A 20,246-nucleotide genomic window follows, 5' to 3' on the forward strand; every position below is an offset into this window, starting at 1 on the left:
CTCCAGGTCATATCTCATTGGAAGTCAGTGCTTCCCAGGAAGGTTTGGCCCTTACGCTGGCAGCATGAGTAGGGCCTCCACAGGGTCCACGCATAGGCTTCGTCGACAGCGTCAGCATTTGGGCCAGGAGAAGGGAATACGGCACAGGTGGGGCTCATGGTTGGCGTGAGTTGCTGCCATTTACCTGTGCTGGCATCGCCTTCTTTGAGTTCAACGGCCGGCCAGTAGCCTGGTTCTGCAAGGCCGCGCATTGGCTGGTATACGTGGGGTTGACCGACACGGGTGGTCACGTCGCCGGCGCGCTGGGCGATGACAGCACCCGCCTTAAAATCGTCGACCTGGTGGATGAAGCCGCTGCGTGGGTAAACGCTTCCCCACATGTCGGTAGATAGAAGGCCGCCGACTTCACGCATGCCCGGAATCAAGGCTTCTGGGTAAACGGACTCGGGTACTCCGTACCGCCATGCAAGGGTGTCCAGCGTGCTGAGCATGTATGGAACGTACGGCGTCGTCGCGCCATGGCAGGAATAGCCAAATGAACTGGCGAACCGGCTGAAAGCCGCAGCGCCAGGATGGCCAATAACGTCAGCCTCCTTGAACTTAGCGATGTTGTTCTCAGCGTTGTGATTGGTAGTTCCATCATTACCGGCTTGCGCCGCCGCATTCGGCGCTCCCATGGGGCTAACCTCTGTCCAAGGGTTTTGCCCGGTATTGGCGTAGGCAGATACCACCGCGTCCGGAATGTAATGTCGGACTTTGGTGGAGGTTTTGACCGTGCAGCCAACAGGTGTGCAGAGCAGCCAATAGCAGATGCCGACCACTTTGTACTCGAGGCAGGTAGGGGAGCTGGTGGAGGCGATAATTGCCGCCGAGCTGATGGCCGCTGATGTTGAGAACGGAAGTACTGCTGTAAGAAGACCGGTTAGGGAAATTCTGGAGATTCGCCTCATCATCGTCCCCTTGCACGGTTGATGGTCTGGATGGCTTCTGCCACGTCGGGCTGGCCGTAAACCACATACCGGCGATCGACGACGACCGCGGGCACCTTCGAAATACCGATGCTCCAGGCATCTGCATTTCCCTGCTGAGCGGTGGCCAGCTGTTGCATCAGCGCAGCTCCGGCCGGGGTGCCTAGCAGTTGTCTTGCGGCGAGAGCGGCCTGGTGCGGATTGGGTGGCAACTTACTCGACAGCTGATCTTCGATGCGCTGTTGATCATCGAGCTGAATGATGCGCACATTTGCTGGCACGGAGGTCAGTGGATGCGCTGCGTCTGTAATGGCCCATGTCTCGGCATGGGCGGTGCCAGCGGCCAATGCGGCGACGAACCATAGTGCTGGTCGCGATGACGGCGAAGGAATATCGAACATATGACTGCACCTGAATTGTGGGCCGATACAGGAAAACGGATCGGCGCTACAGGCGCATCCGGAAATAGATATCTGAAGGTGGCCGGATTTCCTCAGGCGCTAGACGGGGGTTGAGTACGCCGTTGCGCCATGCATGATTTGCAGGGGCATTTGCTAGGATCAAATCATTGAAGCGACATACAGGGACAACCCCCCACACTAGGAAAGGAACCCCGCGCATGAGTACATCCCCCGAGCAACTGGACGCCGCCCTGGCAGATTTTCGTGGCACGCTGGAGCCGGTGCGACTGGCTGACACGCATGAACAGCGGATCGATGCATTGGGCATGGCCCAAGGCAGTCTATTCATGCTGTGGCGCATTCGTTGGATTAACCGCGAGACCTTCGATGGGTTGCACCGCGAGCTGCTGCAGGCCGATGCTGACGGCGTACGCCGTTGCGAAGCCAAGCGCGGCTGAAACGACCCCTACCGCTGATAGCGATCCCCGACGCAAGGAGCATTACCGATGAAACTGGAAGAAGTGAAACACGTATGCACCGTCAACGGCCGCAGCCAAGCCCAGCGCTTGCTCGATGAGGGATGGAGGATTTTGGCGGTGTGCGTCAAGCAAGAGGGTGTCGACCAGTACGCCGAATATCACCTGGGGCACACCGAGCCGCCGGCGCCGCTGGAGAAATTCGACCCGGAGCAGATTCGGGCAGCAGTGGCTAAGGCGCAAGGCAAGGTGCTTGGCCCGCAGGAATGACCCCGGCGATGCCCTGCGCGTAAGTGGATGCAGGTTAAAGCGAGGCCCCCGTCCCCGAAACGGCAAAAGTGGGTGACCGAAACCGGTCAGATAATTTCGGCGCACCTCGACCCCGCACAATAGGAGGGGCAGTTCCGCATTCAAATCCCGGACCCTGCAAGGAGCTTGACCGATGACCACGATCTATCGCGGACCAAAAGACCTGGCTGATTCGCTGCAAGCCCTGGAAGACTTGGCACTGCCTGCTGATCTGCAGCAACAACTGGTGGAGGTGCTGCGTGAGCTGGATGCAGCACAGGATGCGGACGAAGTTAATCACTGCCTGGACGTCGCCGGAGGCCTCGCCCTGGGGCTATCCGGTGGCCGTACACCGGCAAAGCGCGTGAACGCATTGTTTGAAGCGCTGGCTAGCCATGTGCGGCAGGCGCTGGAGAACTGAGCCGCCGTGGCGCATGCTGCTTGGGTGTAGTGCCAAAGCAAGGCGCTCTACGGCGCAACCTGTGGGTATGTATGACGAGCGGTCGTGCGCAACTTCTCCGCGCCGGCCGTTACCAGCGCCCCTCCAGCGCGTATAGTTGCGTGTAAGCCATATCCAAGGTGAGCGGCCCGGAAGTTTACTTCTGGCAGTGGGCTGACGCCTTGCGCGGACTGGTGAATAGCACCGTGGTATTCTTTACCCCGTCACCGCTCTGCAACGCGGAGCGCTGGCCAAGAATCGCGGGCACAAAAAAACCGCCTGGACGGGCGGTTCGTTTGTGCGAATCGAATGGACGTTCGGTTCGCGGTTCGCTGATAGCGTCAACAAGGTCGATAGTAAATACAGTGAAACTGTTGCGCAATAGCCGCACGGCGACTGGCGCAATGATCAAAATTGATCATCGGATGATTCATCGCATCACGGCAGCAAAGCGAAATTTGTATTCGCTAAAGCGAAATTTGTGAAGTTGAAGGCGAAAACGCCTATTTTTCAGCCTGTTACCGTGACTTCTCGGTATTGAAGGTGTGCGTCAGGCACTTTCGTCATTCGGAAAAATAAACTTCAAAATCTCGTAAAAATGCTTTTTTTGGTCAGCGTTTTTTTGGTATGAAGTAATACAGCGGGCGGCTTGCTGCCTGGGGGCCTCTCCACCGCGTCTGGACAACGCGCCGGAAAGGGAGAGGGCCGACGAACACCCTGGTTCGCTGGTAGCGTCAACACCCTTCGGGGGCTTATCAGTGAAACCGTTGCGTAGTCCGGCAGGCGCAGCGGGCCGGGGGCTCCTTCTCTTGGAGTGCTCCACCTTGAAACTCTTACAACGCATGCTCAAATGCGTGGTTGAACTCGTCTGCGCGGCTGATTTCCTGGCCAAGCTGGCGAATATCTACCGCGCCTGGGTCTGGTTGCGCGATCACGTCGACCAGTAAACTACAACGGCTGTACGGCCCCGCCTTCTGGCGGGGTTTTTTTGCCTGCAATCTGGTCGTCCGCGTGGACCTTTTGCCCTGCCTGGGCATCCACCTGGTATATCGGTTTGAGGCTGCCGCCATGCGCAGACCTGCCCTAGACTTCCCCCAACGCCTGCGGCCGCACCTGGTCAGCCTGGTCACGCGGCCGCCGACCGGTGACTGGCTGTACGAAACCAAATTTGACGGCTACCGCATGCTGGCCCGCCTCGATAGCGGGACGATGCTCGTTACTCGTAACGGCCACGACTGGACTGCACGCCTGCCCCGGCTGGCCATTGACCTGGCGCGCCTGCCGGTGCGTGGGGCCTGGCTGGATGGCGAGGTGGTCGCCCTGGACGAAAGCGGGCAACCGGCGTTTCAGGCGCTGCAGTCAGCATTCAGCCGAGGCGTGACCGACGACCTGGTGTATTTCGCCTTTGATTTACTGTACGTCGACCGGGTGGACCTGCGCGGCCGACCGGTCGAGCAGCGCCGCGAGCTGTTGCGGGTACTGTTGGAACAGGTCGACCTCGACTGCGTACGCTTTTCGCCGACGCTACATGCAGACCCTGCGTCGCTGCTGGCCAGCGCGTGCCGGCTCGGCCTTGAGGGGCTGATCGGTAAGCGGCAGGGCAGTGCCTATCGTGGAGAGCGAGACGGGCAGTGGATCAAGCTCAAATGCCAAAACCGCCAAGAGTTTGTGGTGCTGGGCTACACTCGCGCCGGCGCTGGCCTGGGCTCACTGCTGATCGGCCTGCACGACGACGCCGGACAGCTGGTGTACGCCGGACGGGTGCGCTCGGGGTTTTCCGGACAGCAGCTGGATGAGCTGCTGATGCGCCTACGGCCGCTGCAGCGTGACCGTTCACCGCTTGAAGCACCGCCGCCGCTCAAAGGCGTGCGCGTGGTGTGGGTTGAGCCGAAGCTGGTGGCGGAGATCAAGTTCATGGAGATTACCCCCAGTGGCAAGGTGCGGCATGCGGTTTACCTCGGCTTGCGTGAAGACAAGCCTGCCGCTGGTATCAGCCTGGAAAGCGACACAGACCAACTGTGAAGCCAGGCGGGAGGGCATCGTGCATTGCGCCGAACTCGCGGAGCGTTATGCTGAATTCATTGAGGAAGCATTATGGCGGCAGTTATGCGAGCAAAGCGGTATCGCTTAGCTCGCTTTACTCGGCTTGTGCGATCTCGACAGGGTCCAGACTTGCGTCATTCGTACTCATCATGACCCAGTTCTTCCAGATTCATTTCCCACGGCAGATTTATATCGATCACCGTCCCTGGTGCCGGGGCATACCAGTCGACGATTACAAATCGGCCTATGCCTGTTGTGTCGTCGTAGTCCATGAGCACGCAGTCGTCATTCCACTCTTGAAGAGCCCTGCTCAGATCAGTGTGGGAAGGTAACTCTCTCTGGGCTGGCTCAAGCTGAAACCATCCATGGCCAGAGCCTGCGCTTGGAAAAAATCTACTTGGTAGATTACTTTCCTCGTCATTGTTGTCGGTGCGTAGGACCGTGAGTTTAATCATGACCTGGACTACTCCTTCTGCAGTGGGGCCTGAGCGGCGAGGGCATCGATGACGGACAACAGTGCAGCGCTGTCCACCGGGCCTTCCAGGCGAATGCTGTGCCCCGTCAGACTGTCAGTGACCTCGATCGTGGGAGTAGCGGCTATGCCGCGGCTCTTTGTCTGAGCCAGCTGTTGGTCAACCGCTTCGCGGATATCCACTCTCATAGCGCAATGGGAGAGATCCTCAGCTGAGACGTCGGGTAGTTCCAATTCCCCTGCTAGGCCCTGGCCATTGCTGCGTGTGCGTAGCAGGACCTGGTCAATTGCGTGCCAGAACGCCGAAGCCCCCCCTAAGGCTCCTGCGCATTGGACGAGTCGTGCCTCCGATACTGCTGCAGTACCGTGGGTATCGAGGGGGAAGTGATGCCAAGCGAGCTTCACGTTGTCTTGCTCACTCACCCATTGCTTCAATTGTGGGGTGTATACCCTGCAATAAGGGCATTCGAGGTCGGCGTACTCAGTAATCACCCACCTCGCATTCGAAGGCCCGAAGTACCAGGTCTCATCGTGGCTTCGCGCGTTGCCGTTCTTTGCCAAATACCAGCCAGCACCGAGGCCTACGATCACAGTGGTGCAGAGCGTGAAGAGGATTAACCTGCTTTTAAGCATGCTTGTTCCCCAGCTCGCTAGGACCGACGATGGGCGAGCCGAGGCGCTGCAGAGCGGCTTGGAGGTCGTGAATGGCCCCTTCCGGTTGGGGGTGCTGTTTCAGCCACTCATCCAAGACCCCCTGGATCAGAGGCATGATTTCTCGGCGATCGAGGGCGTTATTTTTGATCTGTTGCAGCTCGTCAATGAGCACTGGCGCGCAAACCGACAGAGACTGGAGTGTGTCGTGCCCGGGCTCTTTGAGCAGCTGGGTCAGGCTATCAATGATGTTCTGGGTCAGGGTATTCATGACTCTCATGCCACGCGCTCCACGGCCTTCTTTAGTTCGGGAAAGGTGATGGGGAAGGGGGTGATACCGCGTTTGCGGTCCAGTTCTGCGGCCACCTGCAGCGCGGCGTGTAATTCATCGCAGCCGAGCGCCTGCATGGTTTCGTAACGTTGCCGCTTTTCTTCTGGCTCAGTCATGGCAAGGGCAAGACACAAGCTGGGCGGCACCACCCGGAACAGCATCTCGATCCGCTTGGCCAGGACGATGCCTTCGGTGAACTTGCCGTTCTCCTTCCTTGCCGAGAGCATCATTGTCTTCTGTGCCGGCGTGAGCTCACGGAAGCGTGCGATCTTTTCCACCTCGTCGGGCGGCATGTTCAAACAAATCCACCACTCGATCATGTTGAGCAGCGCAGATGCTTCGGGCGGTATGTCGTCGACGTTCTGTGTGGCCATCCAGTACCAGGCCCCCAGTTTTCGCCACATCTTGGTGATCTTTACCGAGTAAGGGGAGAGCAGTGGTACCTTCAATGGGATGTGGCCTTCGTCGGTGAAGGCAATCAATGGTCGACCTTTGAACTGGTCCCGCTCCGCGATGTTGTTGATGGTGTTCAGCAGAGAGATGTAGGCGATGGCCATCTGGGCCTGATATCCCTCCCGCGCATAGGTAGCTAAATCTACGATTGTGATGTCAGCTTCCGGCCAGGCGGTACCAGGACGGTTGAACATTTCGGCTTCGGTACCCATGGTGAACATCCCCATGGCCTCGGCCATCTCCATGAATCGGTTGCGCCGACTTTCAGGGAGTGTGTCGTCGCTGGCCATCGTTTGCAGCGCTGCGCTGATATCTTCAGTGAGCACTGGACGGTTCTCGCCGACACACAGCTCGGCCGCGTTGAGAATGCACTGGCGGATGGCACTGCGGTCAGCCCGAGTGAGTCGAGCATCTTCCTTGGACTCGCCGCCTGTGATCATCAATCTGGCGGTGATCTCAAGCTCGCCCAAGATATCCCTCTGCTCGTCCTCCATCCCCGCTAGGGCGTCGGCCAGGTGTTGGTCCGAGGCATCCACGTCCGAGGCATTCAGGACCTTGACCTGGTCCTTGTTTTTGACGAGTTGCACCGCGTCTACGAACGGGGCGAGGCTCACTCCGCTACCAGGGGCGAGCCGCACTCGGTTGACGGTCAAGCCGAGCCGCTTGGCGAAATCACCCAGCAGGCCGAAGCTGTTGCCGGCCTCGATGATAAAGAACCTTGGACGGTAGAGCGCGATGGCTTGCATGATCAGGTAGTTAGCTGTGGCCGACTTACCCGCGCCGGTGGGGCCGAACAAGAACAGGTGCGCGTTCATTTGGCGGTCGAGCTTGTTCAACGGGTCGAAGGTCAGGGCTGCACCGCCCCGATTGGAAAGTGTGAAGCCCGGGTTACCGGTGCCAGTGGAGCGCCCCCAGACTGGAGCCAGGTTCGCAATATGCTGGGTGAACATCAGCTGGGTGTACCAATCCAAGGCGCGGTTTTCATTCGGATCGAAATTACAGGGTAACCATCGCAGGTAGCTGTTCAGGGGAGCCACCTCGTCTTGTGACTGGACTGGCTGCATGCCGGCGCCCAGTAACACGTTGCACAAGCTTGTCGAGCGCTCCTCGAGCACGGCTTTGTTCTGGCCACGGAGAAAGAAAGCGACGCTCCCCCGGTAGAGCTTGTGCTTTCGCCCGAGAAGGGACCGCGCCGTTTCAACGTCATCCCGGGTGTGACTGGACGCCTGTGTATCCCCGATCGCCTTCCTGGATAGCTGTTCCAGATGACCTTCCAGCAGATCCTGCGGGGTCGGCACCATGGTGATGCACAACACGGTATCCTCCGGCAGCCGGTCGAACAGCGAGTTCAACGAATCGGCCTGCTTGGTCTCACCGGTCAGATGCCCGGTGAGGGGGGCATTTTTCAGGCGATCCAGCATCACAACCCGGTGCGGCATGCCGTCGAACGACCAGAGACCGCTGTCGATATCCGAGCGCGGTTCTCTGTAGAACAGGTTCTCCGAGAAGTCAGTGCCGCTCGCCACCGGCAGCTCACCCTCTTGCAGCTCGGGGGATGGCTGGCACACCGCTTCGTAGAAACGTCGGATATCGCGCTCAGTCGAGCCGAGGTGATCTGGGTGTGGATTAAACCAGCCTACGAGCCAACGCTTGATCGCGTGACCATCCATGCGTTTGGTTGTCACGCCGGCGTTGGCCAGCGATCCTTTAAGACGGTCGCAGATCGCTTTGAGGTAGGCGGCAGGCTCCTGGCCGCGCACCACGAGGTCCTGTTTCTTTACTCGGCGATACACTACCAGGCGGACCTTCCGTGTCTGACCACGCCACGGGAGATTGCTGACTGCGGTGTCGACGAACAATCCACCTGGCTTGGAGATGGACTCGAGGTGGTGGCGGAACAGCGCGAGGTAGAGCTTGGTGAAATCCGTGTTCTCAGCCCGGGGCTGGACGTAGGCCTGGAGTTTTTGGAGGTAGTCGGTCCAGTCCGTTTCGTCCTGGGCATAAAGCTGCACTACCCAGTGAGAGCTCTCGAGCTCGTCGAAACTGTCCTGCAGGACGCCTTGCAACGCATCGCGAGCTTGTTGAAGCCAGTCGTCGGAGCGTCCCTCGGTCCCGATCGGGACCAACTCGAAAAACGCCGCCCTGGAAATGCCATCCTCGAGGAGCATGGCTTCTTCCTCGGGCAGGTATTCTGCCCATGGCAGCATGTCAACGAACGACGGGTTGACCTCGTACATCCGCGCCACGTCCGCTTTTGTCGCCGGCCGACGTTTAGGGTTTTGCCAGTCGATGGGTGAGGGGATGCCCATTGCCTCCAGGCGAGCTATGTACCGGTCATTCGCAGCCTGGCGTTGTTCTTCGTTGACGACAGTACTGGTTATTGCGGGATAGTCGTCGACAAGGTCGGTATCGGTTGTTGCCTGGCCGAGCACGGGCTCTATGGGCGTTGCAGGGCTTTTACCCAGTAATTTGCTGATGAACTGCATCAGTACTCCTCCGTCCGCTCGCCTGGCATGGCGTACTGCACACGTTGATACATCGGGAACACCGTGGTGTAGCCCGGGACTGGGACCGGATCCGTACCAGCCAGGTGTGGGAACACGTACATCACCAGATCAGGGTTCGGGAGGCGCTTGAACTGGCTGTAAATTTCATTCTGGGGCGTTCGGTTGAAGGCCTCAGCACTTGCCTGTTGGCGAGCCACTTGAGCCTCATCGAGCGGTCGGCGAAGCTCTTGGCGCGCATCCAGCAGCATTCTGCTGTTGGAACTGCCAGAGCTCCCGCCAGACGTGCCGTGTTGCCACACGTCCATCATGTTGGCTTCCCCGTGGGGTAGCAGCTCATCTTTGTCAGTCGTGCATCCGCCTAGAATTAGGGCGAGCACGAGCCAGACCCCGGCCTGCAGGCCGGGCTTAATCCAGGTTTGCGGATACATGGTTGGCTCCGGCGTTGTAATCGACCTTGCGGCCTTTGATCTCGTAGTCGATGGCGAGCTGCTGGTCCAGATGCACGGCGACCTTTGCCCCGGGCTGGACGTACACAGCGGCGAATGCTTCGCCGTAGAGCTTGTTCATCCAGGAGCGGATGTCGCTGACCCCGCCGGTGAGAATGGCGCCCATGGCGGAGTTGCCCGAGGAGCCCGTGGTCCCGAAGGATGTTCCGCCACTGCTGAAGGTCGTCGAGCTATTTTGCTCATCAGCCTTCAACAGCTTGGCGATGCCGGCGCCTGCAGCCGTCACCAAGGATTGGTTGGTCAAGTACTCCTTGGCGTTGGATCGACGCTCGCCGGAGATGCAAGGGATCCCGAAGGAATCGCTGATCCAGCCGAGTCCGCCCTGGATCGCTGGTTGTCCATTCCCGTTGCTGCTGTTTTGGTTGTTGTTCTGGTTGCCGTTGGCCTCTTCTGCCGGGGCCGGGAACGATCGGACCGTGCCATCGGCGAACACGAATGTCAGGCTCCTGACTTGTCCCCGCACGCAAGACAATGTCCAGTCGCCTGATGCGGTACCGCTCGCTACGGCGCCGACGACGTCAGGGATCTCAATGCCGTTTGCGGTTAGGTTGTCCGGACCGATAAGGACCTTGAAAGGGAAGGGGTCATTGACTGTTCCATCGATCGGTACGCGGCCAATGAGTGCCGACATGGCCACCGACCCCATCAAGGTAGAGTTCTGGGGCAAGGTATAGGCTTTGCGTACTTGCTTACGGGTATCCTGGGGAGATATCTCCGCACCGACGTTCTGCGCCGTAGCGTTGAGAACGGTCTGACCTTTGTCCAGGGTGTTCCCAAAGCTGGTAGGAAAGTTGAAACCGCTAGCAGCCTGCGCGGTGCCGGGCTGAAGTGGTTTCCCGTTGGCGTCCACGGCAGTGGCGTCGGTTGGTTCCACCCACACGAGGCCATTGGACTTCGCACCCTTGTCGAAACCGGCGCCGTCACCAGGTTGAACGCCAAGCCCAATAGGCAAGTCTTGCCCAGCGGCATTGGGGTTCTGCGACAGGTTGTCCAACTGACGCTGAAACTGATCCATTAGACCCAGGCTCTGGTTTTTAACCTGCTCCTGCAGCTCGCCTTTCGCGTTATTCAACTTGTTGTCGACATTTTGATCCATACGGGAGAGCCGGAGCTGGAGCTCTGCGTTCTGGTCCTTGAGTTCTTTGTTGTCGGTCAGCACTTTCGCGATCTGGTCTTTCACCTCTCGACTTTCAGCGACCACTGTGCGGAGAGTGTCGGCCGGGGTGTCACCGTCTACCCCGAGCTTGCGCGCGGTGTCGCCTCCGATGACGATCGGCTCATCTTCAGGAGCCTTCACCTCTTCTTTTTTACTCCCCCCTTTGAACAGGATGATGAGCACGACGATCAGCACCGGAATGAGAAGGTACTTAAGGAGAGGATTACTTTTCAGACTGCCCACGGCGCCCTCCTGCTTTCGGATCAATTTGGCTGACCGAGGACGGCAAGAGGGACTCCTTCAGCCCTTTGCCTTGGGTGACCAGGTAAAGCGTGGTGGTATCGCTGGCATTTCCGCGAGCCCCAAGGTATGGGTGCTGGAATGTCGCAGTGATGAAGTTACCCATTAGCTCTGTGGCATTCATCGTCAGCTGCTGGGCGCTCAGGTTCCTCAGTTTGACCGCAGTGACGTAGCTGTTGTCGAGCCGCCAAGCTCCCAGGATTGATGCCTCCACTGGCAACACCGGCAACAAGGTGCTCAGATCCAGGGCTCGGTCAACACGCACCTGGCTGATGCCTGCTACAGGTTCAACGGTCCGAAGTGGGGCGTACAGCATTTGTGCCGCATAGCGGGTCAAGGCCACCGGCGCAGGAGTCTCATGGCGGGGTGTCCTCGGAACATTTTCCTCCTCCGACGCCGCGGATCGCTTCGTCGGAGCTGGTGCGGAGGTTGTATCGCCGTAGTAGGTGGAAGGGGCCGGACCGGCGACGATCTTGGCCGGCTCAAGCTTGGCTTGGCCCTCTGCCGCCGGTGTTGCGGCAATATCCACCAGCATAATCTCGCCAGTGGCCACGTTCTGCAGCTGGAGCCGGGTCGGTGGAATCTCTTGGCTGGCCAAGAGGTAGACCGCGCCACCGGTGCTTTGGACGCGCAGCATGCCGACAAGCTGGGGAGGCATCCCTACGCGCACGTTTTGGTCGACGAACACAATGCGCTCTTGCCCGACAATCAGCGGGACTGCCATTGGGATACGGTCCCACTGCAGTAGCTCTACCGCTTTTACATCGGCAGCTGCGATGAAGCCCAGAGCAAGGAGCCAGGCGCGCATATTCATGGCCTCACCCCGGAGGGTTGCAGATCAACCTCGATGCGTTGCGGGTTTGACGCATAGCAGTTCCACATCAACCCGAACGGATTTTTCTCCGGGTTGATGTCGGCCCTGACGATGGACAGTGGGTAACGGGTCATTGCACGCTTGACCCGCTCGCCGTTCACCGACTCGTCAGCGAGCAGATCCAGGTTGACTGTCCAATCGTTGATTCCGATTTCTTCCACGCGCAGCACGCCAGGGTCGGTCAACCCGTGGCCAGGGATTTCGGAGACATTCCGCTCACGGCGGCGCAGCTCACCAGCGTTACGGCGCATCTCGTAGTCTTTCTGCAGGTATTCCTTGCAGCTAGGGGTCACGTAGGAGGCCAAGCGCTGGATGTTGTCCTGGTAGTCGTCGTCCCCGTTCTTCTCCCAACGCTGCATCTGCTGAAAGATGTAGAACCCGAATGCATAGACGTTTTCTGGTGGTACCTCCCACCATTTGCGAGTGCTACCGGAGCGCAGATCCGGCGGCACATGCACGGTCAGGTCCTCGGGGGCTTTGTGCCAGCCATAGAACGCAAACAGACTGACTGCGCCCAGCACAACGACCGCCATCCGCAAGCTGAGAATGTGTGCTTGCTGAGCATCCACTCGTTTTCGAAAACTCATGAAGATCCCTACTTTCCTGTACGACGGCATGTCCACGCGCCCTTCCAGATGACCAACTGGGGGCCACCGAGGAAGGGGAAGTGTTGAGCCATGTAGAACTGGAGCTGGCGGTAGAACCATGTATCTGGCCGGCCGCGCTTCATCTTCCGGAGGATCCGGCTTGCCACGGTCAAGCCCAGAGCCCCACCCACCAGAGCGCAAGCGATGAAGAGAGCTGGGTTGCCGAAAAAGAACGACACAGGGATACCCAGGATCACTCCTGCTCCCCCACAAGCACCGACCGTTCCCCACATTTCATCAGCAGTGAGGCCTCCCATGACGATAGGCTGCCTATTCAAGTTGTGGGGCAGGAAGTCGAGCGTTCCATCCTTCAAGTAAGTGGACTCAGCCATGTCGCATCACCAGTTAGAGAACGCCGGTAGCTTTGGTGACCATGAAGATTCCGATGCCGATCAGGCAGATCCCGACTACAGCAGTGAGCCCCAGGTCTCTCCACTTTTTCTTGCCCTCATGGATATCGTGGTAAACGCCGTAGGCATGGGAGGCGACCCCCACCATCATGGCTCCGAGCAGGAACAACCCAATAAGCATGAAACCGTCGTAGCCGTAGTTCTGGATGGTTTGCAGCCAGCTCGATCCCTCGCCACGTGTTGGGGCTTGTGCTCCTGGTAAGGCAGCGGCGGCAATGACTGGGTGCAGACCCATGATCAATGCGGCGGCGCCGGTGAGTGACTGGGTGATGGTTCGGATAGACATCGGTTAGCTCCTTGGCTAGCTGAGAACGAGTGTGGAGAGGATCAGCAGCAGGACAATCACCTTGACGGTCGACGCGGCTGCAATGTTTCTGTCGATGTTTTGGGTTGCCCAGCCCCGGTAGATGCTGTACAGCGCCCAGGCACCCCAGAGGGTCGATAGCGCGATCACGATGCCTACGAACAGCACGGTGCTGGCCTGGGGAGTGATGCCGCTGGCAGCGTTGAAGGCTGCGACTTGAGTGCCGCTCATGCTCATGGCATCCGCCCGCCGGTTAGGGTGTATTTTCCCGCCAGCTCTGCCGGATCTCGCGGCTGTGCGCGACTTGGAGTCAGATATTCTTGCAGGCCCTGGCGAACGCGCTGGATATCGCCGGCCAGACGTTCATAGTCGAAGTAGTACCGCTGGCCAGGTTCGCTGGCGATCGTGGCGCTGCGGCGCGCTGAGTCCTCCAGAGCGTTCAGCTGGCGGATCATCACCTCGATGTTGGCCTGTTCTGATGCACCGGCCGCCTGAGCGCTGGGTATTAGTGAAAAGCCGCCGCTGACGCTGATCAGCGCGCCAAGCAGGATTCGGCGAGGAGATTCAAGGAGGAGGGATGGCTTGTTCACGGCTGGGCTCTGGGGCGACTGACTGTGGGTGTCAGAATGCCGAGACCAAATGGGGTGGCGCCTCAAGAAATACTTATCTGGCTGTCTTAGAATTTTTTGCAGTAGGTAAAGCCTTGCGCGCTTGAGGAGATCAGAGTGCCGCACCGTGAACCACAATCACTGAAATTCCGTCAGTGGATAGCGGATTACCCGGCGTCAATTTCCTGGATGAGGTGTGCTACGACAATGCAATCCAGGCAGCGGAGCAGCTGCATGCTAATGGGGTGTTGACCTCAGCGGAGCTGGTCGAAATGATCAAGCGAGCCAATGTGTTGCTGCTCCGTCTTCACGATTAAGGCAGGTATCGTCCTGGGGTGCTTGAGTAAGCTGCATCTGGACGGGGTGTGATTACGAAACCACTGAAAAATTTGGCCACGAATCCGACTGCTTTTTTGTTCACCGTTTCTGCGTCGGTTCCGACGGGACTTTTCGTCAACCGATTTTGGTTGACGGCGAATGATACGATCGGCATGATGATCTCAATCGCGCCCGATCCTCTGGTGCTGGCTTAGTCCGGCATTACGTTCGGGCCTTCTTATTTCTGGGAAATGGATTTTGCTGGCTCCGAAACCTTTTCGAACCTATCCAGACCTCGTGGCTCTCATCCAGCAGCGCAGGATGCACGTCCCCGATCCGGTTCGAGCCGAGCGCAAGCTGGCTCAGCTGGGCTACTACCGCCTAAGCGGCTACTGGTATCCCGCACGTGAGTTCGATATTGATCCGGTGACCACCCAGGCGAAGACTTGTCCGATCACTAGCAAGCCGCTTCGCCAGGATGTGTTTGCAGCAGGTACCTCTTTCGATGATGTCGTAAGCCTATACAGGTTCGATAAGGACCTTCGACTTCTGATGCTAGATGCGATCGAGCGGTTAGAAGTCAACCTGAAAACGGTTATAGCCCACGTTGTCGGTTACCACGACCCGATGGCGTATACAGACGTCAGCTATATCGGCCCTAAGTACGCTAGAAACTTTACCGATTCGCGCGGAAATCTTCGAAATAGTTGGAGCGAGTGGGGCATGAACCAACAGAAGCTATTGGATAGGAGTACCGAGGACTCCATTCAATGGCACCGCCGCACAGGTAGACCTATTCCTTTCTGGGTTGCTGTGGAGGCGTGGGATTTTGGTGCGCTGTCTCGCTATTTCGAGATGCTCAAGGGCACCTACCAGAATCAAATCCTTTCAAGGTTCGGTTTGACTGATGCCAAGATTTTCGCCCGCTGGTTGCAAGCGATCAACTTGCTGCGAAATCGTTGTGCTCATCACACCCGTATCTGGAACCAGGTTGCGGCTAACCCATTGTCTGCTTTGACTGGAGACCCTTACTTCGCTGCCTTGAATTTGGACGGTAATGCGCTGGCCAGGCTTTACGGCTTGGTATCCATTGTTTGGTTCTTGCTCAAACAAATCGCGCCTAAATCGGACTGGATCATAAAGGTTGCGGATCTGGTTGACAGCAAACCAGGGTTACCAGGATGCACGTTCGGTTCGCTTGGTCTTCCAGCTGAAACTGGTTTTCCCCGTGCCGCTTTTGGAATTTAACGCTCTGGTTGCTTAGCGGCACGGTGGCTGCGGTTCCATGGACGCGTAGTTTCAAGAGTTGGTTCAAGCTATCTCGCGCTTGAGGAAGAGTAGGTACCCGATCGGCATGGGAAAACCATAGGACCAGGCCTGGGCATTTTGATTGCCCACCTTGATCTCCCCTCGGCACACTGGCTGCGTGCTGACGAGTTCCCAGCCATCGGCTCCGAGCTCGAGCATCTTCGTCTGCAGCGGCTCGTCTTCGGACAGGAGAGACACAACATCGGGTTCCAACGTCTGCTCCGTGCTCTTGAAGATCCATGCGCCGCTAGTCGTGTTCTTGAACGGGATAGCGACAAACTCAGCGCGGTGTTCGAATTTCTTGCTCATGGTTCCTCCTTTACTTAATCAGCCGCGCGCTTGACGTGCCCCGGGGGCGAGCGCGTCGACGTAGCGTTCCATAATGGACAGCACCAGACTGTTGATCGCCAGGATCTTCATGGCTCGGGTGACGGCCACATACAGAAGGTTCAGCTCATCATCTCGTCGACCTGGATCGATATCCGGTGAGAGCGGGTCTGACGTGAAGTCGTCGAAGAGCCCGACAAAATCCCACTCCAGGCCTTTCGACTTGTGGGCAGAGGTCAACGTAATAGTTGCGTCAAGCTCCTTATCCACCGTGCATGAGCGTAGAGCCAAGATTCGCTGGGGCAGATCCGGATACATGTTGATGATCTTGATCGAGCGGATCATCTCGCTGTCCTGGCTCACTTCGGCGATTTCTACGAACTGGGCATAGTCCCGGTAGTCACGGAGCAGTTTTTTGTTCTGGACCAGGTCGCGCTGCTGTCGACTGAAATAGAACAGGTCCTCGAGGTCGCGCACTGAGTAGCTGTCGATGCCGCCAACCCAATAGATCTTGGGTTTCTCGGTGACCAGGCACAGAGCGTTTTCAATCACCCCAATGACGGTTCGATGAATGTACGTCCTGTGCGGCAGTCCAGTCGGCAGCGCTTTCTTCACCAATGTCTTCTCGCCCAATCCCTGCAGCTTCCTGGTTTCGCCTTTGTAGGACAGGATGATATTGGCGACATGGGCGACTGCCGGCCCAAACCTGAAGCTCTGGGTCAGGTAGTGCTTCTCAGCCCCGGCCATCCAGCTGGCGTTGAGAGCATCTTCCGCGCCTCGAAAGCGATAGATCTGCTGATGACGATCACCCACTGCCACCTTGCGAATGCTCTGTATGCGCACAATGTCTGCGATCACAGGGTTTACGTCCTGTCCCTCATCGAGCAGAACACAGTCGAAGCGCTGGCTCAGATCGGGTTTGCTCAGCTGGTACAGCTTCAGGTAACCGTCATGCGTGATCTGCACCGCTGTGTCCTGCAGGTCAGTCATTCGCTTCCAGATGCCCATCGCTGTTACGAGCGCTTGCTTCAGGTAGCGCTCCTGGGCGGAGGTAAGCATCTGCCGGTCACGGAACCGCGGAAAGTGGCAGCGTTCGATTAGATCGTCGGCGCTGGCCATGTAGTTGTTGAGGGTGGTCAGCACGTCTCTGACCAACTCCCAGTCCTGCGTATCGATCGCACGGGCGATGTCGGTCAGCCGCAAGTTGTTGGTCTGTTTATGGCTGAACTGTGTGCCATAGACGGCGTAGGCCAGGCCGTGTGCGGTTTTGTTCACCACGTTGCGCGGGAAGCGTCCCCGCGCGGCGATCTCCACCGACTTGTTGTAGCAGAGATACAGAATCCGCAGTCGGGAGTGGTGTTGAGCGTATCCCACCAGTGTGGTGGTCTTTCCACTGCCGGCGCCGGCCTGGATGAGGAGTTTCGGAGCCTCCGACTGGATGATCGGCGACTGTTCGTGGGTCCATTGCATCGTGCTGTTCCTCACAAATACTTCTTGAAGCTCGCGGCCGTGATGCTCACAGACACACCGAGCAGGGCGGCGCAGGGGAGCAGCACCAGCATGGGACTGATGCTGATCGGGAGTGCCAAGTAGAAGGTCCAGGGGAAAATAGCCAACGGTATGATCGTTGCGCGGGCCTTGTGATAGAGGTAGCTGGATTCGCGACCTGCGCCGAATTTGCGCAAATCTCGGCGCACCAGGCCGTCGACCAGACCCGTCAGTGCCGCCATGGCGAACAGCGGTATGGTCATCAGCAGCACGACCAAGCGGACGCAAAACACCAGAACGGTGAAGAGAGCCGCCAGGACATAGTTCTGGACCGTTGTGACGCTTTGCGCGGCCCAGTAGCGCATGTCCAATTCGTTGCGAGGCCCGGCGTGGGCGATCGACTCCATCCCCTGGACCCAACTGAGCATCCCGGTCTTCACGATCAACCAGTCATAAGCTCCGGTGACCAGCCATGTCGCAGTGCGCCCCGGCTCTTGGACGATGGCACTGTGGACCAGGCCTTTGGATAACCAGCTGACCTCGCTCACCAGCATTTGCTGACCGTGTCGCCATCCGGCTTCTGGCCAGAAGAAGTACAGGCATACCCAGTCGACCAAGATGGCGACGAGCAGCGAGCCGAACATCACTCCGAGAAAGTTGAACGGGAACCAGAAGATCTTGCTGAACAGCGATTCCTGTCGCTCCTGCTGCTGTTCGGCCTTCTTTGAAACGTCGTCTGCCATGGCCTACACCTCAAGCTGCGTCATCGGTGGCCACCTGACGGAAATCTTCAACCAGGTCTTCGGGCAACGCAGATTTCAGCTCCTGATAGCCCGGGGCTTCCCACCAGTCGCTTGAGGACGCCGCCGAACGTCGCATGCCTGCGGCCAGGTCTTGCAGATTGCCGGGCATGACCTCGTCGGGGTCGTTCGCGGGAAGCGGCATGCGGACCTTCCAGAGGTTCCCACCCTCAATGAGCGCGAAGGCCTGCCCCTTGGGAAGCCCGACCACGTGGGCGGGCTCAATCATCGGCACGCTCGCCAGCTGCACTTGGTCATGTGAGCTCGAGGTAAATGCTGTTTTCCCGTTGACCGAGTCGTTCGCACTGCTCGCCGGGGTGCTGTTGTAAATCTGCACCTTGGGCAGCTGGTTGGTCAGCAGCTCGGCGGTTGCGGTTTCACGGACGCGCAGCATGAACAAGTTGTTGAAGTTACCGATCACTTGGCCGGCCTTGGCTTTCGAGCCAATCTTCGCCTCGATGTCGCTCATGGTCTGGGTGTAGGCGGTGACCTGCATGCCCGCGCCGCCGGCTTTGTTCACCATGGGGATGAACTCGTCCCCGATCAGTTCGTTGAACTCGTCAGCGTGGAGGTTGATGCGAACCTTGCCACCGGCCATATGGCCCGGCAGACCATCATCGATGCCATGCTTGTAAATGTGGCCGGCGACGGAGACCAGGTCGCTGAACATCGAGTTGCCCACCGCCGCAGCGACCTCAGTGTCGGACAGCGCATCGAGGCCGATGTATACGACCGCGCGTTTCCGAATCACTTGCATCCAGTCGAAAATCGGTCGCTGGTCAGCGAGATCCAGGTAGTCGGGCGCGAGTAGCTCAGCGATACGACCAGTGGTGAGTTTTTCCAGGAGCGGCAGCAGGGATGCGACAATCTTGTCGAAGTAGGTCTTGTCGTAGCGCACGGCACTGCGCAGGCCATCCATGACGGAGTCGTTGATGCGTTTCTGGGTCAAGTACATGTCGATCGCCACGACGCGCAGCGGACGGTCCTTCATGGCGAATGACAGGTTCTTCCGATCGATCTTGCCTTCAACTTCAACGATGGTTTGCCATGCCTTCGGATCATGTTCTGCGAAGTACTTCTGGGCGTATTCGATGAATAGCTCGTCGATGTTGATGACGTGCCGGCGGATCTGTTCGTAGTCAGGGCGGCGGCCGAGGGCGACCAACGACTGCGCGATGATGTTGACGAATCGCCAGGCGAACTCCCGGAACGCAGCAGAGTTGCCTTCGCCGGAGAGCTGGCCAGCGATACGGGTGGCGACCTCGCTGATCCGACCAAAGCGGCCGATGGCGTTGTAGCGCGCGGAAATGTCCGGCCAGCCCAGGTGGAACACATAAAACTCGTCGAGGCGTCCGGCGCGCTTGCATTCGATGTACATGCGTTTGAGCAGATCCGCATCACCTTTCGGGTCGAAGACGATCACAACCTCGTGGTCGGCCTGTGCCTCTGCACGCCGGCGCCGGCTCCAGCGATGGGAAGTTTGGCTCCGGCGCCCCATACGGACTCGCGGCCCGCGTCGATGCGTTCGGCGTATGTCCTGCGTGATGAAGACCTCAGCCAGCCGAGTCTTGCCTACCCGTGTGGTTCCCAGCACCAATGTGTGGCCCACGCGCTCACCGAGAGGCAGGCTAACGTTCTGCTCATCAGGCTCGATTCCATGCAGTCTGGGCAGGCCACCCACGGGGGGGAGGGGTCTGGCGGGATTCCAGTTGGAGTCCCAGCCAGTGACCTTGGTGATTAGCTTCAGCGGAAAGGGCGCGAACTCCAGCCGTTCTTCCAGCCAGCGCGCACGCATATAAAGGTTCGTCGGCTCGACGTAGGCCGCGAACTGGGGAAGGTAGGTGTCGGCCAGGCGTTGCGTGTGCTTCTGTGTCCACCGGAATCCACGACCGATGAACAGGCGCTCGTTGCTGATCGGCATTTCAGCGCTGGTCATGGTGTAGTGGGGAAGCCGCCGTAGATTCGCCTGGTAGCGTAGGACCCTCCGCGCCTGCAGGAGCCGAATGGTACCCAGGTAGAAAAAGCCCAAGGCGGCGACAATCCCGAATAGCGGTGTCAGGGCGAATGCCCAGGGTGCGCCAATGCAGAGTGCAGCCGCTACATAGCAGACGGCAGTTGTGAATAGTTCTACCGGGGGGCGGAGCAGAGATTCAAGGGTGTATGTCGCCATC

Annotated in this window: 24 protein-coding genes; 6 read left to right on the forward strand and 18 right to left on the reverse strand. The window is 58.6% G+C overall.

Annotated elements, in window-relative coordinates; all coding sequences use genetic code 11:
- Nucleotides 1-14: 14 nt before the first annotated feature.
- Both ACQKPS_RS17415 and ACQKPS_RS17420 read right to left on the reverse strand, forming a co-directional pair.
- Nucleotides 15-950 carry a TIGR03756 family integrating conjugative element protein gene (locus ACQKPS_RS17415; protein ID WP_427605057.1) on the reverse strand — a complete coding sequence of 312 codons (936 nt, stop codon included), beginning with the start codon at nt 948-950 and terminating at the stop codon, nt 15-17.
- Nucleotides 950-1,369, reverse strand: coding sequence for a TIGR03757 family integrating conjugative element protein (locus ACQKPS_RS17420; protein ID WP_427605058.1), 420 nt, complete (start codon nt 1,367-1,369; stop codon nt 950-952). The genes ACQKPS_RS17415 and ACQKPS_RS17420 overlap by 1 nt, the downstream gene beginning before the upstream one ends.
- A gap of 218 nt (nt 1,370-1,587) precedes the next feature.
- Between ACQKPS_RS17420 and ACQKPS_RS17425 the strand changes: the two genes are divergently transcribed.
- The 5 genes from ACQKPS_RS17425 to ligD all read left to right on the forward strand — a co-directional run bounded on the left by ACQKPS_RS17425 (nt 1,588) and on the right by ligD (nt 4,594).
- A complete protein-coding gene (locus ACQKPS_RS17425; protein ID WP_427605060.1) occupies nt 1,588-1,827 on the forward strand; it encodes a hypothetical protein in 240 nt (79 codons plus the stop codon).
- Nucleotides 1,828-1,875: 48 nt separating this feature from the next.
- On the forward strand, nt 1,876-2,115 hold the full coding sequence (locus tag ACQKPS_RS17430; protein WP_427605062.1) for a hypothetical protein: 240 nt from the start codon (nt 1,876-1,878) through the stop codon (nt 2,113-2,115).
- 172 nt (nt 2,116-2,287) lie between these two features.
- Nucleotides 2,288-2,554: a hypothetical protein gene (locus ACQKPS_RS17435; protein WP_427605064.1), complete on the forward strand. Its 267-nt coding sequence runs from the start codon at nt 2,288-2,290 to the stop codon at nt 2,552-2,554.
- Between the two features lie 842 nt (nt 2,555-3,396).
- Entirely contained in the window at nt 3,397-3,519 is a 123-nt protein-coding gene (locus ACQKPS_RS17440; protein ID WP_263974641.1) for a hypothetical protein, read from the forward strand.
- Between the two features lie 121 nt (nt 3,520-3,640).
- On the forward strand, nt 3,641-4,594 hold the full coding sequence (gene ligD, locus ACQKPS_RS17445) for a non-homologous end-joining DNA ligase (protein WP_427605066.1): 954 nt from the start codon (nt 3,641-3,643) through the stop codon (nt 4,592-4,594).
- A gap of 155 nt (nt 4,595-4,749) precedes the next feature.
- On the opposite strand, the gene ACQKPS_RS17450 is transcribed toward ligD, so the two are convergent.
- The 12 genes from ACQKPS_RS17450 to ACQKPS_RS17505 are packed head-to-tail and all read right to left on the reverse strand — an operon-like array spanning nt 4,750 to nt 13,777.
- Nucleotides 4,750-5,070, reverse strand: coding sequence for a hypothetical protein (locus ACQKPS_RS17450; RefSeq protein WP_427605068.1), 321 nt, complete (start codon nt 5,068-5,070; stop codon nt 4,750-4,752).
- A gap of 8 nt (nt 5,071-5,078) precedes the next feature.
- Nucleotides 5,079-5,720 carry a DsbA family protein gene (locus tag ACQKPS_RS17455; RefSeq protein ID WP_427605070.1) on the reverse strand — a complete coding sequence of 214 codons (642 nt, stop codon included), beginning with the start codon at nt 5,718-5,720 and terminating at the stop codon, nt 5,079-5,081.
- On the reverse strand, nt 5,713-6,018 hold the full coding sequence (locus ACQKPS_RS17460; RefSeq protein WP_427605072.1) for a hypothetical protein: 306 nt from the start codon (nt 6,016-6,018) through the stop codon (nt 5,713-5,715). The genes ACQKPS_RS17455 and ACQKPS_RS17460 overlap by 8 nt, the downstream gene beginning before the upstream one ends.
- Nucleotides 6,015-9,008, reverse strand: coding sequence for a conjugative transfer ATPase (locus tag ACQKPS_RS17465; protein ID WP_427605074.1), 2,994 nt, complete (start codon nt 9,006-9,008; stop codon nt 6,015-6,017). Before ACQKPS_RS17465 ends, ACQKPS_RS17460 begins: the two co-directional genes overlap by 4 nt.
- Nucleotides 9,008-9,457, reverse strand: coding sequence for a TIGR03751 family conjugal transfer lipoprotein (locus tag ACQKPS_RS17470; RefSeq protein ID WP_427605076.1), 450 nt, complete (start codon nt 9,455-9,457; stop codon nt 9,008-9,010). The genes ACQKPS_RS17465 and ACQKPS_RS17470 overlap by 1 nt, the downstream gene beginning before the upstream one ends.
- Nucleotides 9,435-10,934 carry a TIGR03752 family integrating conjugative element protein gene (locus ACQKPS_RS17475; protein ID WP_427605078.1) on the reverse strand — a complete coding sequence of 500 codons (1,500 nt, stop codon included), beginning with the start codon at nt 10,932-10,934 and terminating at the stop codon, nt 9,435-9,437. The genes ACQKPS_RS17470 and ACQKPS_RS17475 overlap by 23 nt, the downstream gene beginning before the upstream one ends.
- Nucleotides 10,915-11,805 (reverse strand): TIGR03749 family integrating conjugative element protein, encoded by an 891-nt coding sequence (locus ACQKPS_RS17480; protein ID WP_427605080.1) that lies wholly within the window; start codon nt 11,803-11,805, stop codon nt 10,915-10,917. Before ACQKPS_RS17480 ends, ACQKPS_RS17475 begins: the two co-directional genes overlap by 20 nt.
- Entirely contained in the window at nt 11,802-12,452 is a 651-nt protein-coding gene (locus ACQKPS_RS17485) for a PFL_4703 family integrating conjugative element protein (protein WP_427605082.1), read from the reverse strand. Before ACQKPS_RS17485 ends, ACQKPS_RS17480 begins: the two co-directional genes overlap by 4 nt.
- A gap of 8 nt (nt 12,453-12,460) precedes the next feature.
- Nucleotides 12,461-12,844: a TIGR03750 family conjugal transfer protein gene (locus ACQKPS_RS17490; protein WP_427605084.1), complete on the reverse strand. Its 384-nt coding sequence runs from the start codon at nt 12,842-12,844 to the stop codon at nt 12,461-12,463.
- Between the two features lie 13 nt (nt 12,845-12,857).
- Nucleotides 12,858-13,208 carry a TIGR03745 family integrating conjugative element membrane protein gene (locus ACQKPS_RS17495; RefSeq protein WP_427605086.1) on the reverse strand — a complete coding sequence of 117 codons (351 nt, stop codon included), beginning with the start codon at nt 13,206-13,208 and terminating at the stop codon, nt 12,858-12,860.
- Nucleotides 13,209-13,223: 15 nt separating this feature from the next.
- On the reverse strand, nt 13,224-13,457 hold the full coding sequence (locus ACQKPS_RS17500) for a TIGR03758 family integrating conjugative element protein (RefSeq protein ID WP_427605088.1): 234 nt from the start codon (nt 13,455-13,457) through the stop codon (nt 13,224-13,226).
- A 2-nt stretch (nt 13,458-13,459) separates the two neighbouring features.
- Nucleotides 13,460-13,777 (reverse strand): RAQPRD family integrative conjugative element protein, encoded by a 318-nt coding sequence (locus ACQKPS_RS17505; protein ID WP_028690570.1) that lies wholly within the window; start codon nt 13,775-13,777, stop codon nt 13,460-13,462.
- 696 nt (nt 13,778-14,473) lie between these two features.
- On the opposite strand from ACQKPS_RS17505, the gene ACQKPS_RS17510 reads away from it, so the two are divergent.
- The gene (locus ACQKPS_RS17510) at nt 14,474-15,400 is read left to right on the forward strand and encodes an Abi family protein (RefSeq protein ID WP_427605090.1); all 927 of its coding nucleotides are present in this window, start codon (nt 14,474-14,476) and stop codon (nt 15,398-15,400) included.
- A 63-nt stretch (nt 15,401-15,463) separates the two neighbouring features.
- Here the strand turns inward: ACQKPS_RS17510 and ACQKPS_RS17515 are convergent, their stop codons facing one another.
- Genes ACQKPS_RS17515 through traD form a run of 4 tightly spaced genes read right to left on the reverse strand, consistent with a single transcriptional unit; the run spans nt 15,464 to nt 20,245 of the window.
- Nucleotides 15,464-15,769 carry a hypothetical protein gene (locus ACQKPS_RS17515; protein WP_427605092.1) on the reverse strand — a complete coding sequence of 102 codons (306 nt, stop codon included), beginning with the start codon at nt 15,767-15,769 and terminating at the stop codon, nt 15,464-15,466.
- A gap of 18 nt (nt 15,770-15,787) precedes the next feature.
- Nucleotides 15,788-17,257 (reverse strand): UvrD-helicase domain-containing protein, encoded by a 1,470-nt coding sequence (locus tag ACQKPS_RS17520; protein WP_427605093.1) that lies wholly within the window; start codon nt 17,255-17,257, stop codon nt 15,788-15,790.
- Between the two features lie 11 nt (nt 17,258-17,268).
- Nucleotides 17,269-18,018: a TIGR03747 family integrating conjugative element membrane protein gene (locus ACQKPS_RS17525; protein WP_427605095.1), complete on the reverse strand. Its 750-nt coding sequence runs from the start codon at nt 18,016-18,018 to the stop codon at nt 17,269-17,271.
- A 10-nt stretch (nt 18,019-18,028) separates the two neighbouring features.
- On the reverse strand, nt 18,029-20,245 hold the full coding sequence (gene traD, locus ACQKPS_RS17530; RefSeq protein ID WP_427605097.1) for a type IV conjugative transfer system coupling protein TraD: 2,217 nt from the start codon (nt 20,243-20,245) through the stop codon (nt 18,029-18,031).
- Nucleotide 20,246 lies beyond the last annotated feature (1 nt).

It is taken from the genome of Pseudomonas sp. NPDC086566, from assembly GCF_050280885.1.
GTDB lineage: Bacteria > Pseudomonadota > Gammaproteobacteria > Pseudomonadales > Pseudomonadaceae > Aquipseudomonas > Aquipseudomonas vlassakiae.

What these genes read in the sequence shown, in the direction of transcription:
- ACQKPS_RS17415 (WP_427605057.1), bottom strand. Translation starts at nt 950, where the DNA reads ATGAGGCGAATCTCCAGAATTTCCCTAACCGGTCTTCTTACAGCAGTA.
- ACQKPS_RS17420 (WP_427605058.1), bottom strand. Translation starts at nt 1,369, where the DNA reads ATGTTCGATATTCCTTCGCCGTCATCGCGACCAGCACTATGGTTCGTC.
- ACQKPS_RS17425 (WP_427605060.1), top strand. Translation starts at nt 1,588, where the DNA reads ATGAGTACATCCCCCGAGCAACTGGACGCCGCCCTGGCAGATTTTCGT.
- ACQKPS_RS17430 (WP_427605062.1), top strand. Translation starts at nt 1,876, where the DNA reads ATGAAACTGGAAGAAGTGAAACACGTATGCACCGTCAACGGCCGCAGC.
- ACQKPS_RS17435 (WP_427605064.1), top strand. Translation starts at nt 2,288, where the DNA reads ATGACCACGATCTATCGCGGACCAAAAGACCTGGCTGATTCGCTGCAA.
- ligD (WP_427605066.1), top strand. Translation starts at nt 3,641, where the DNA reads ATGCGCAGACCTGCCCTAGACTTCCCCCAACGCCTGCGGCCGCACCTG.
- ACQKPS_RS17450 (WP_427605068.1), bottom strand. Translation starts at nt 5,070, where the DNA reads ATGATTAAACTCACGGTCCTACGCACCGACAACAATGACGAGGAAAGT.
- ACQKPS_RS17455 (WP_427605070.1), bottom strand. Translation starts at nt 5,720, where the DNA reads ATGCTTAAAAGCAGGTTAATCCTCTTCACGCTCTGCACCACTGTGATC.
- ACQKPS_RS17460 (WP_427605072.1), bottom strand. Translation starts at nt 6,018, where the DNA reads ATGAGAGTCATGAATACCCTGACCCAGAACATCATTGATAGCCTGACC.
- ACQKPS_RS17465 (WP_427605074.1), bottom strand. Translation starts at nt 9,008, where the DNA reads ATGCAGTTCATCAGCAAATTACTGGGTAAAAGCCCTGCAACGCCCATA.
- ACQKPS_RS17470 (WP_427605076.1), bottom strand. Translation starts at nt 9,457, where the DNA reads ATGTATCCGCAAACCTGGATTAAGCCCGGCCTGCAGGCCGGGGTCTGG.
- ACQKPS_RS17480 (WP_427605080.1), bottom strand. Translation starts at nt 11,805, where the DNA reads ATGAATATGCGCGCCTGGCTCCTTGCTCTGGGCTTCATCGCAGCTGCC.
- ACQKPS_RS17485 (WP_427605082.1), bottom strand. Translation starts at nt 12,452, where the DNA reads ATGAGTTTTCGAAAACGAGTGGATGCTCAGCAAGCACACATTCTCAGC.
- ACQKPS_RS17490 (WP_427605084.1), bottom strand. Translation starts at nt 12,844, where the DNA reads ATGGCTGAGTCCACTTACTTGAAGGATGGAACGCTCGACTTCCTGCCC.
- ACQKPS_RS17495 (WP_427605086.1), bottom strand. Translation starts at nt 13,208, where the DNA reads ATGTCTATCCGAACCATCACCCAGTCACTCACCGGCGCCGCCGCATTG.
- ACQKPS_RS17500 (WP_427605088.1), bottom strand. Translation starts at nt 13,457, where the DNA reads ATGAGCGGCACTCAAGTCGCAGCCTTCAACGCTGCCAGCGGCATCACT.
- ACQKPS_RS17510 (WP_427605090.1), top strand. Translation starts at nt 14,474, where the DNA reads ATGCACGTCCCCGATCCGGTTCGAGCCGAGCGCAAGCTGGCTCAGCTG.
- ACQKPS_RS17515 (WP_427605092.1), bottom strand. Translation starts at nt 15,769, where the DNA reads ATGAGCAAGAAATTCGAACACCGCGCTGAGTTTGTCGCTATCCCGTTC.
- ACQKPS_RS17520 (WP_427605093.1), bottom strand. Translation starts at nt 17,257, where the DNA reads ATGCAATGGACCCACGAACAGTCGCCGATCATCCAGTCGGAGGCTCCG.
- ACQKPS_RS17525 (WP_427605095.1), bottom strand. Translation starts at nt 18,018, where the DNA reads ATGGCAGACGACGTTTCAAAGAAGGCCGAACAGCAGCAGGAGCGACAG.
- traD (WP_427605097.1), bottom strand. Translation starts at nt 20,245, where the DNA reads ATGGCGACATACACCCTTGAATCTCTGCTCCGCCCCCCGGTAGAACTA.